The following is a 10086-nucleotide window of genomic DNA, read 5'->3' as shown; positions in this document are numbered from 1 at the left end:
GATGAGACTTCCCATCACTTCGAGTGAGTAAGATCCCTCAGAGACGATGAGGTTGATAGGTCCGAGGTGGAAGCGTGGTGACACGTGGAGCTGACGGATACTAATCGATCGAGGACTTAACTAACCTTCTTTATGTCAGCTTGTCATTGGTAGATCTCTTATTTAGTTTTTAGGGTACAAATATGTATCCAACTTAAATTACACTTGATTTTTTCTGGAAAACGATTATAATATAGTTTGTCTGGAAAAATTACAGATACATGGTTATACATAGTATTGTCTGGTAGCGATAGCGAAGAGGTCACACCTGTTCCCATGCCGAACACAGCAGTTAAGCTCTTCAGCGCCGATGGTAGTTGGGGCATTGCCCCTGTGAGAGTAGGACGCCGCCAGGCTCATAACGTATTCCACAGTAGCTCAGTGGTAGAGCAATCGGCTGTTAACCGATCGGTCGTAGGTTCGAATCCTACCTGTGGAGCCATGGAGAGCTGTCCGAGTGGTCGAAGGAGCACGATTGGAAATCGTGTAGGCTGCGACAGTGGTCTCGAGGGTTCGAATCCCTCGCTCTCCGCCACTTTAAAATATAACTGGCCCGTTGGTCAAGCGGTTAAGACACCGCCCTTTCACGGCGGTAACACGGGTTCGAATCCCGTACGGGTCACCATCTTAATTTAAAACCAGTTATTTTAGTATCTTTTATGTGTTGGAGGATTAGCTCAGCTGGGAGAGCACTTGCCTTACAAGCAAGGGGTCGCAGGTTCGAGCCCTGCATCCTCCACCATTACTAAATCATATCGCGGGATGGAGCAGTCTGGTAGCTCGTCGGGCTCATAACCCGAAGGTCGCAGGTTCAAATCCTGCTCCCGCAACCAAATTATTTTGTTTCAAGAAGTACAAAAATTAAAAATGGTCCGGTAGTTCAGTTGGTTAGAATGCCTGCCTGTCACGCAGGAGGTCGCGGGTTCGAGTCCCGTCCGGACCGCCATTTTTACGGCTCGGTAGCTCAGTCGGTAGAGCAAAGGACTGAAAATCCTTGTGTCGGCGGTTCGATTCCGTCCCGAGCCACCATTTTATTTATTTAATAGTGGAGGGGTAGCGAAGTGGCTAAACGCGGCGGACTGTAAATCCGCTCCCTCAGGGTTCGGCAGTTCGAATCTGCCCCCCTCCACCATTTATAATAACTAGTTAAGTAGGGGTATAGTTTAATGGTAAAACGAAGGTCTCCAAAACCTTTGATGTGGGTTCGATTCCTACTACCCCTGCCACTTCTAATATGTTGGCGGTCGTGGCGAAGTGGTTAACGCACCGGATTGTGGCTCCGGCACTCGTGGGTTCGATCCCCACCGATCGCCCCATCATTGGGCTATAGCCAAGCGGTAAGGCAACGGGTTTTGGTCCCGTCATTCCCAGGTTCGAATCCTGGTAGCCCAGCCATTCGCGGAAGTAGTTCAGTGGTAGAACACCACCTTGCCAAGGTGGGGGTCGCGGGTTCGAATCCCGTCTTCCGCTCTTACTTGAGTAACCGGCGGCATAGCCAAGTGGTAAGGCAGAGGTCTGCAAAACCTTTACCACCGGTTCGAATCCGGTTGCCGCCTCCAAGAATTAACTTTTATATTTTGCCAGTGTGGCGGAATTGGCAGACGCGCGGGACTCAAAATCCCGTGTCCTCACGGACGTGTCGGTTCGACCCCGACCACTGGTATCTAAAAAAATCTAATAAATATAGTTCTGACGCTGATTTTACATAATGTAAAATCAGCGTTTTTTTGGTTTTATGATGTGGGTGGAGCGTGAATTTGCTCCTTACCAGTTTCCATCTTATATGTCTATAATTGCTTGTTCAGTAAGCTTATAAGAGAAGTATTCGGATTTATAATATAATATCTCTAATTTAAGATTAGAATAACTAAAGCAAGGGTGATATTGTGAGAAAAAATATAAAGACATTGTTGGTGCTTTTAGTAGTTGTACTGTGTATTAGTCTTTTCTTTAATTTTCTATTTTATAAAGTCAATCAAGAAAGGAACAATTATTATACCATTTATATGCATGATATTTTCCATGAGGTAAAGGATGCAATAGAAGAGATTGATAGCATACTTAAAGAGAAGAACAAAGTTGATTTGCATTTGTCTTTTTTATCTTTAACAGAAAACCTAAGCATTCTGGATTATATGGTTAGTAGGGTGCCTTATTATACTGAAGGAATGGGTGGAACACTCAATTATCTAGAAACTACATTAGCAGTTATTAATCAAGGAACTACATATAAAGGAAATAACATCCCCTCATTTGTGGAGAATGATAAGCTTGACCAACAAGAAATAGCTTTTTTGAAATTACTTAAGAGCTATTTCATAACTATATATAACCAATTACGCTCAGAAGAGACTGGTCAGCTTTCAAAACAAATAACTAAATCTAAATTTCAAGATATTATAGACGAGAATATGTTTGGTTTTAGAAAAGCAGATGAATTATTAGAGGAATACATAAAGCATCGGAATTGAAGGAAAGTGGCTTTTGTATTCGAAGGGGGAATTCTCTATCTTTGCTTCCTTCCTAAGCAAATCGGCAATATTAATAACAATGGTGAGAACTGATTAGAACTGTGAATTCATGCTGCAAGTGAGTTATATAGGATACAATCCGGTTGATAAAAAGGGCTTAAGCATGGTATAAGTGTATAGGAAGCAAGGATGCTTCGTTTTTAAGTTTGGGATAATTAACTAGGATATTAGCATGAGAGGATTGGAATTTAATGAAGACGAATAACTTTTGGCGTGATTTACCACGACCATTTTTTATACTAGCACCAATGGAAGATGTGACGGATGTCGTTTTTCGCCATGTAGTGAGTGAAGCAGCTAGACCTGATGTGTTTTTTACAGAGTTTACAAATTCGGAAAGCTATTGTCATCCAGAAGGGCTACAAAGCGTGCGTGGACGCTTGACCTTTACAGAGGATGAGCAACCAATGGTAGCACATATATGGGGAGATAAGCCTGAGAACTTTCGTAAAATGAGTATTGGAATGGCAGAGCAAGGGTTTAAAGGGCTTGATATTAATATGGGGTGTCCTGTAGATAATGTGGCAGGGAATGGAAAAGGGTCTGGTCTTATCCGTCGACCTGAGGTTGCAGCTGAGTTAATACAAGCAGCAAAGGCAGGGGGCTTGCCGGTAAGTGTAAAGACAAGACTCGGTTACACTTATATAGAAGAATGGTTTGAATGGTTGAAGTATGTGTTGGAACAAGATATCGCTAATCTTTCCATTCATCTGCGTACAAGAAAGGAAATGAGTAAAGTAGATGCGCACTGGGAGCTAATACCGGAAATTAAGAAGCTTCGAGATGAAGTGGCTCCAGACACATTGTTGACCATTAATGGGGATATTCCTGACCGTCAAACAGGCTTGGAGCTTGTCGAGAAGTATGGTGTGGATGGTGTAATGATCGGACGCGGAATTTTTAAAAATCCATTTGCTTTTGAGAAACAACCAAGAGAGCACGACAAGAAGGAATTGCTTGATCTCTTAAGGCTTCACTTGGATCTTCTTGATGACTATTCAAAAATTGAGCCACGCCCATTCAAGCCGTTGCATCGCTTTTTTAAGATATATGTTCGCGGATTTAATGGGGCGAGTGAATTACGAAATCAATTAATGAGTACACAGTCAACAGATGAAGTACGTGCACTGCTCGATGAATTTGAGGAAATAGAATGAAGCAGTTTGGTTAAACGTGTGAAAGAGTAAGATACTTCATTGGATGATCTGAGGGGTCGGCAATTAGAAAAAGATTAATATAGTATTTGATTGTTGAAATAATTTTATCAGATTATATTATTCAAACGTATAATTTGTCTCTTTTGCCTTATCTGCTTCTATATGTTTATAGTCACTTTCGCTATCAATCAGGTAAACATTATATTTAAAATGGGCTTATGTATTAAAATCAGAGAGCTAACCTCATAAAAGTCAGCTCTCTTTCTATTATTGGTTATACGATTTCCCTTCCCCAATGTCTATGGGCAGCAATTGCTTCTATAAATTTACTCGCAAAGCTAATTGCATCACCTCCATATATGACACCTGGATCATCTTCCATTCCATCTACTTGAAGAAGTTTTATACCATCTGCTGTTGCACCAATCGGTTTGTAATGTGAGTAGGCTTCATATACAAACCACGCAGCTTTTTTATAAAAAGCTTTATCTTCATCACTTCCACCGACTGCATACACTGCATCAAATAAAACTGAATCGACTGTTAAGAAGGTGTGATCTACCTTTAGCACAGTATTATCGGAACCTTCCACAGTTCCTAATTTATCACTTATAACCTCTACTTGTACTCCTTCTTTAGTAAGTGTATTTAGAACGGTTGTAACTTCCTTGCCATCAAATTGTTGCCCTAAAATCACCGCTACTTTTCTTGTTTTTGGAGACTTAATGGTATTCTCCTGACTTAATGCTGGGGAGCTTTTCATTACACTATTTTCACGTTCAACTGGTGGCGTTACGCCAATTGCACCCGCAAATGCCGTTGCTAGTTCATGACTGACATTAGCAAACATTTCTACCACTTGTTCTTGTACCGATTTACTTTCTACTTTCCCTAATTCAAAACTAAAAGCTTCAATTAAATGTTCTTTTTCAGCGTCACTCATGCTATTCCAGAATAGAGTAGCTTGTGAAAAATGATCCTTAAAGCTCTCGCTTCTTGCCCTAATTTTGTGGGCATCGATTTTCTCATGATAATGAGTATAACCACCCTCTTTTTCGGTTGAGGTTGCGGGTGTATTTTCAGCAAGCGAATTCTTATGATAACTAACAGGACCACGATTAATTGTTTGTCGACCGTATCCGTCACGCTGATTATTATGAAACGGACAAACAGGACGGTTAATCGGTATTTCATGGAAATTAGGGCCACCTAAACGAATCAACTGCGTATCCGTATAAGAGAATAGCCTACCTTGTAGCAATGGATCATTAGTAAAATCTATTCCCGGAACCACATGACCTGGGTGGAAAGCTACCTGCTCTGTCTCAGCAAAAACATTGTCCACATTTTTATTTAAGGTCATCTTCCCGATTATTTTCACCGGAATATCTTCTTCTGGCCATAGTTTAGTTGGGTCTAAAATATCAAAGTCAAAGTTAAATTCATCTTCTTCCGGTACCATTTGAACGCCTAGCTCATATTCCGGATAGTCTCCATTTTCAATTGATTCCCATAAATCTCGGCGATGAAAATCTGGATCTTTCCCGTTAATTTTTTGCGCTTCATCCCAGACAACAGAGTGTGTTCCAAGTACTGGCTTCCAGTGAAACTTCACAAAATGTGATCTGCCCTCCTCATTCACAAAACGGAAGGTATGTACCCCAAAACCTTCCATCATTCGAAAACTTCTCGGAATCGCTCTATCTGACATTGCCCACATTACCATATGAGCTGTTTCTTGATTATTGGCTACAAAATCCCAAAACGTGTCATGTGCAGATGCAGCTTGTGGCATTTCATTATGTGGCTCTGGTTTTAATGCATGGATTAAATCAGGAAATTTTATCGCATCTTGAATGAAAAATACAGGTATATTATTTCCAACAAGATCATAATTTCCTTCTTCTGTGTAAAATTTTGTCGCAAAGCCACGGGCATCTCGTGCTAATTCACCAGATCCTCTATTACCGGCAACTGTTGAAAACCTTACAAATACTGGTGTTTTTTGCGAAGGGTCTTGTAAAAATCCTGCTTTTGTATATGGTTTCATTGATTCATAAACTTCGAATTCTCCGTGAGCCGCAAAACCTCTAGCATGTACAATTCTCTCTGGAATTCGTTCATGGTCAAAGTGAGTCATTTTTTCACGAAAGTGGAAGTCCTCCATTAAAGTTGGCCCGCGTTCACCTGCTTTTAACGAAAACTCATCCTCAGATATCTTTACTCCTTGGTTCGTCGTCATCTTTTTACCGCGATTCTCAGATGTGAATTGCTCCAGTTGCTTCTTTTTACGGTTGGCTTCATTCTCATGGCCTTGTTTACTCATGAAGATTTATCCTCCCTTTTAAAAATAACATCGACACAGTGAATATTTTCCCACTTATAAATGATACAAACATTTTTCAACGATTTTTATATCAACTAGATTTTTATCAAAAGCGTCCTGATTTAAATATCGAATACATCATCCAAGCGAACATTAACACCGCAATGACAAAGCCTATTTCAATAGCAGGTATGTTCCACAGTACAGAAGTTTGCCTACCGAGTGCAGAGCCAATGATTAAACCGACCATAATTAAACTAAAAGAAAGTAGAACAATACTAAAAGAAATACGATTGCTGACACGATCTAGCTTTGTAAAAAAAGAATCTGCAGCTGGTATCGATATTTCGATTGGTAATTTTCTTTTTTTCATAATAGAAGATAATTCTTGGACTAGTTCCGGCATATCATGGAGAACGTCGCCATAATCTTCTAATTGATCAAAGATATTTTCCGCGATGTTTTTTGGATGATAACGTTCATGAATAAGCGCTCTTCCGAATGGTTCTGCTGCTTCCACTACACTTAAGTTCGAATGAAGCAGTTCGATTACGCCTTCAATCGTTAACAATGCCTTGCCTACTAAGGTTAAGTCAGTTGGAATATAGATATCATGTTCATGTGCGATCGAGAATAAATCCGTCACAGATTCACCTAAGCTCACTTCACTTAATGGGACATCATAATATTTAATCAAGAACTGCTCAATGTCACCTCTTAGTTCATGTTCGTTAACGTCTTCTGGTACAACTCCCATCTTTCTAATCGCCTTAATAATCGATTCTGGCTTTTGTCTAATCATCGCGATTATGAGGGAGGCAAAATGCGTTTGCATGTCAGATGATAATCTTCCTACCATTCCAAAATCCAACAATGCAATTTTTTCTCCAGGCAAGGCGAGTAAATTTCCCGTGTGCGGGTCCGCATGGAAAAATCCATCCTTAAAAATTTGATGAAGGATTGCATCACTAAATCGCTCTGCAATGATTGCTTTATCGTAGCCTCGCTCATCGAGTTCCTCTATATCATTTAGTTTTACCCCTTCGATATGCTCCATCGTCAACACTTTTTTTGAGGTATAATCCCAGTATATTTTTGGCACAATTAGATGCTTGTTCTCTTTAAATTGTTTAGCTACGATAGCTGTATTTCTTCCCTCATTAACGAAATCTAACTCATCTAGAACTGCCTTTTCAAATTCTTCTACCATATTTTTTAATTGGAATTTTTTTAAACGTTTTATGCGATATGTTGCTTGATCCGCTAATTCATGTAAGATCTCTAAGTCAGTTTGAATCTGCTTCCCGATATTAGGACGTTGAATCTTCACTGCAACTTTTTCACCGCTAGGTAAAACAGCTTCATGTACTTGTCCAATTGAAGCGACCCCTATTGGTTCATGGTTAAACGATTGAAACAACTCTTCTACCGAAGCCCCTAATTCTTTTTCTACTATAGCTTCTACTTCTGAATATGAAAATGGCGTAAGTTGATCTTGAAGGAGTTCTAATTCTTTCATTACATCTTTTGGAATGACATCTGGCCGCATGCTAGCCATTTGTCCCATTTTTATAAACGTAGGACCGAGCTCTTCTAAAATCAAGCGAAGTCGTTCTCCTAATGTTTTCTGGCTTTTATCTTGTTCTTTACTTAACATTACTCTCTTTGGTAATGGAAAAAGCTGATCTAGACCTAATTCTTTGACTATATATCCAAAGCCGTTCCTTGAAAAAGCTACTGCAATTTCACGATATCTTTGCATATGCCTCATTTTCGAAAAAATGATAATCCCTGCTTTCTAGCAATATATTATATTTTTAGCTATCACGTTTCATTTGTTTTTCTAAATAGTCTAAACGCTGTTCAATTGCTCTTAAATCATCTTTTGTAACAACATCTAATTCCTCAAGCTTCTTTTTTAACTTCTGCTGAATCTTTTGATCAATTTGGTTTTGGTTTTCTTCTCCTTTCTTTCTGATCTGACTGAATAGGTCATCAGATTCTTCTTTGGTTAGCTCTCCTTTTTTCATCAATTCATCTATTACTTTTTCTGTATGCTCTTTACTCGCTGCTGCAAGACCTAATCCTAATGTGACTCCTTTTTTAAAGGTATCCTTCATTTTCCTTCACCGCCTTATTATTTTTGCATTAATAAACAGATAGTTATTTAGATTGTTAGTTTCTTTTACCCGGAAAGACGATAATAAAAACTATTCGCTACCATCTATAAGCGATTTTTTGTTCCGTATAGAACGTCGGAAAGGGAAAACTATGACTTGAGAGCAATTAACTATGAAATTAAACTGAAAGACAAAGAATTTAGCATATTAGTTGATCTTTACTATTATCGAGTTATGACGACATTCCAAATTAAGAAAAACTATTTCAATAGTAGGGGGGTACACGTTGATAAAGTAATGAAGAATATGAGAAAAAATTTAATTACGTCAACGATACTGAGGAATAGCCGAGAGGGCAGAAAAGGATATTCATACTAGAATGATCGAAACGGGATTGGAACGCTTGGAAAAGCGTGGAATGAGTGTTGAGGGTCAGTCCTCACTATAAGTGAAGCCAAAGCAAGTTCCGTATTTGTTAATGACCAATGACATTATGGTGGATTTAGCAAATACCGAATGGGAAATGTGGGGTAGTAGAAAGGTAAAATCTCACTATAATTTAGATAGCAGGATGAATATACAAGGAAGTCCTGATCAAAAAGAATATGGTTTGTATGTATTAGATAGTAATTCGCTAATGAAAACAATAGAAAAAATACAATCAGAAATTCGTTTTAGTTCAGGTTTAGGGATTCATAATTATCTAATCATCACGAAGGTGAAAATTCTTACAATAAGTTTGCTAATTATGCAATTGACCCTACAGAGGATAATAAATACCATAGTAAGCCACTAATAACAGGTTATGTACTTAAACTGTATCCATACCCAACTTTTATAGAGAAGGCTATAACTTATAGTTCAGAAAAGGATTGGATTATAGGGTTATGTAATTACTCTGAAACAACATTAAAAGTATGGATATAAAAGAAGAACGCCAATCTTTCCCTATTATTATAGATTATCAAGGAGAAGAAATGTATTTAGTAGATTGTACTGATTTAGATGTAAATAAAATCAATGATATAGAACTATATACCAGCACTGGTTCAAGTTACAGATGGGAAAAGAGAAGAATACTAGTTTTAATGATTGGTATGGCGAATAAGGCAAGATATCAAGTTTCTTTTAAAAAAATAGCAGAAGCAAGATAGTATGTGAATTGATAAACGTATAATGTGTCCTTTTACCAATGAAATACCTTTTAATTAAGGGGTTGATTACAGTAAAACAGTTAGGGAATCAAGCAGTATTGCAATTTTGGTATTGATTGACGGATGAATATATAAAGAAAATTTTTTTCTTCTATACGAAAACTGTAGAAAGGGCAGCATAAATTTATAGGGAATCAACATACTGATAATAAAATTCAACAATTCATAATAAAATTGGGGAACTAGGACTATTGGCATCCTAGTTCTCTCTAGGAGAAAGAAAATTTAGCTATTACAGAGAATTTCTTTAAAGATGCAGTGTCAAGAGTAATATTATTTAGAACTGTAGAAAAAATGGTCTCCAATGCAACATGGTACAACGGAGGGTACAGAGCACAGACTGTGGCTTCAGAACGGCTTATAGAGATAATAAGTTTACTGCCCATTAATATAATATCACTATGTGCATAGGTTCACTTAAACTATTTGGTGCTTTAGTTGAATAAGGTACAGAAAAAAGTCGGTTTGTCGGCTTACTTTTTAAATATAGTGTCATAACTTAAATCATCTGAACAACTAATTAAGAAAAGGAATTTAGGTTTAAAAGCAAATAAAACCGACATAGCATTTTATTGGGTTTGTCAAATAAAGTGTGTAAGTTCTAATTTACTCAAGATACTTTAACACTCTATCTTTTAATTCATCTTGAAGAAGAAGTTGGTTCATAACCATTGCCCAGTTCTGGATATGCCCACTTTC

At 38.2% G+C, this 10086-nt stretch carries 6 protein-coding genes, 14 tRNA genes and 2 rRNA genes; 19 read left to right on the top strand and 3 right to left on the bottom strand.

The window, feature by feature from the left end:
- From QBK89_RS14900 to QBK89_RS14815, 18 genes are all read left to right on the top strand, one after another.
- Nucleotides 1-124 (top strand): 23S ribosomal RNA (locus tag QBK89_RS14900); the annotation flags it as partial.
- 155 nt (nucleotides 125-279) lie between these two features.
- Nucleotides 280-395: ribosomal RNA gene (gene rrf / locus QBK89_RS14895) — 5S ribosomal RNA — on the top strand.
- A gap of 11 nt (nucleotides 396-406) precedes the next feature.
- Nucleotides 407-481, top strand: a tRNA-Asn gene (locus QBK89_RS14890).
- A gap of 1 nt (nucleotide 482) precedes the next feature.
- Nucleotides 483-574 (top strand) — tRNA-Ser (locus tag QBK89_RS14885).
- Nucleotides 575-589: 15 nt separating this feature from the next.
- Nucleotides 590-664 (top strand) — tRNA-Glu (locus tag QBK89_RS14880).
- 41 nt (nucleotides 665-705) lie between these two features.
- A tRNA-Val gene (locus QBK89_RS14875) sits at nucleotides 706-781 on the top strand.
- A gap of 14 nt (nucleotides 782-795) precedes the next feature.
- Nucleotides 796-872 (top strand) — tRNA-Met (locus QBK89_RS14870).
- A gap of 36 nt (nucleotides 873-908) precedes the next feature.
- A tRNA-Asp gene (locus tag QBK89_RS14865) sits at nucleotides 909-985 on the top strand.
- Nucleotides 986-992: 7 nt separating this feature from the next.
- Nucleotides 993-1068 (top strand) — tRNA-Phe (locus tag QBK89_RS14860).
- 18 nt (nucleotides 1069-1086) lie between these two features.
- Nucleotides 1087-1171: transfer RNA gene (locus QBK89_RS14855), tRNA-Tyr, on the top strand.
- Between the two features lie 20 nt (nucleotides 1172-1191).
- Nucleotides 1192-1265, top strand: a tRNA-Trp gene (locus QBK89_RS14850).
- A 14-nt stretch (nucleotides 1266-1279) separates the two neighbouring features.
- Nucleotides 1280-1355 (top strand) — tRNA-His (locus tag QBK89_RS14845).
- Nucleotides 1356-1359: 4 nt separating this feature from the next.
- Nucleotides 1360-1434, top strand: a tRNA-Gln gene (locus tag QBK89_RS14840).
- 3 nt (nucleotides 1435-1437) lie between these two features.
- Nucleotides 1438-1509 (top strand) — tRNA-Gly (locus QBK89_RS14835).
- A 15-nt stretch (nucleotides 1510-1524) separates the two neighbouring features.
- A tRNA-Cys gene (locus QBK89_RS14830) sits at nucleotides 1525-1598 on the top strand.
- Between the two features lie 20 nt (nucleotides 1599-1618).
- Nucleotides 1619-1702: transfer RNA gene (locus tag QBK89_RS14825), tRNA-Leu, on the top strand.
- Between the two features lie 223 nt (nucleotides 1703-1925).
- Nucleotides 1926-2510, top strand: a complete 585-nt coding sequence (locus QBK89_RS14820; protein WP_284141805.1) for a hypothetical protein — start codon at nucleotides 1926-1928, stop codon at nucleotides 2508-2510.
- A gap of 251 nt (nucleotides 2511-2761) precedes the next feature.
- On the top strand, nucleotides 2762-3727 hold the full coding sequence (locus QBK89_RS14815) for a tRNA dihydrouridine synthase (RefSeq protein ID WP_284141804.1): 966 nt from the start codon (nucleotides 2762-2764) through the stop codon (nucleotides 3725-3727).
- A 274-nt stretch (nucleotides 3728-4001) separates the two neighbouring features.
- Here the strand turns inward: QBK89_RS14815 and QBK89_RS14810 are convergent, their stop codons facing one another.
- The 3 genes from QBK89_RS14810 to QBK89_RS14800 all read right to left on the bottom strand — a co-directional run bounded on the left by QBK89_RS14810 (nucleotide 4002) and on the right by QBK89_RS14800 (nucleotide 8173).
- A complete protein-coding gene (locus QBK89_RS14810) occupies nucleotides 4002-6053 on the bottom strand; it encodes a catalase (RefSeq protein ID WP_284141803.1) in 2052 nt (683 codons plus the stop codon).
- A 106-nt stretch (nucleotides 6054-6159) separates the two neighbouring features.
- A complete protein-coding gene (locus tag QBK89_RS14805) occupies nucleotides 6160-7815 on the bottom strand; it encodes an ABC1 kinase family protein (RefSeq protein ID WP_284141802.1) in 1656 nt (551 codons plus the stop codon).
- 55 nt (nucleotides 7816-7870) lie between these two features.
- Complete coding sequence (locus tag QBK89_RS14800) at nucleotides 7871-8173, bottom strand: phasin family protein (RefSeq protein WP_284141801.1); 303 nt, start codon at nucleotides 8171-8173, stop codon at nucleotides 7871-7873.
- A gap of 917 nt (nucleotides 8174-9090) precedes the next feature.
- Here QBK89_RS14800 and QBK89_RS14795 point away from each other — a divergent pair.
- Entirely contained in the window at nucleotides 9091-9327 is a 237-nt protein-coding gene (locus QBK89_RS14795; protein ID WP_284141800.1) for a hypothetical protein, read from the top strand.
- Nucleotides 9328-10086 lie beyond the last annotated feature (759 nt).

The organism is Virgibacillus sp. LDC-1, assembly GCF_030137545.1.
Classification (GTDB): Bacteria; Bacillota; Bacilli; order Bacillales; family Amphibacillaceae; genus LDC-1.
This window is presented reverse-complemented; position numbering and strand designations above follow the sequence as displayed.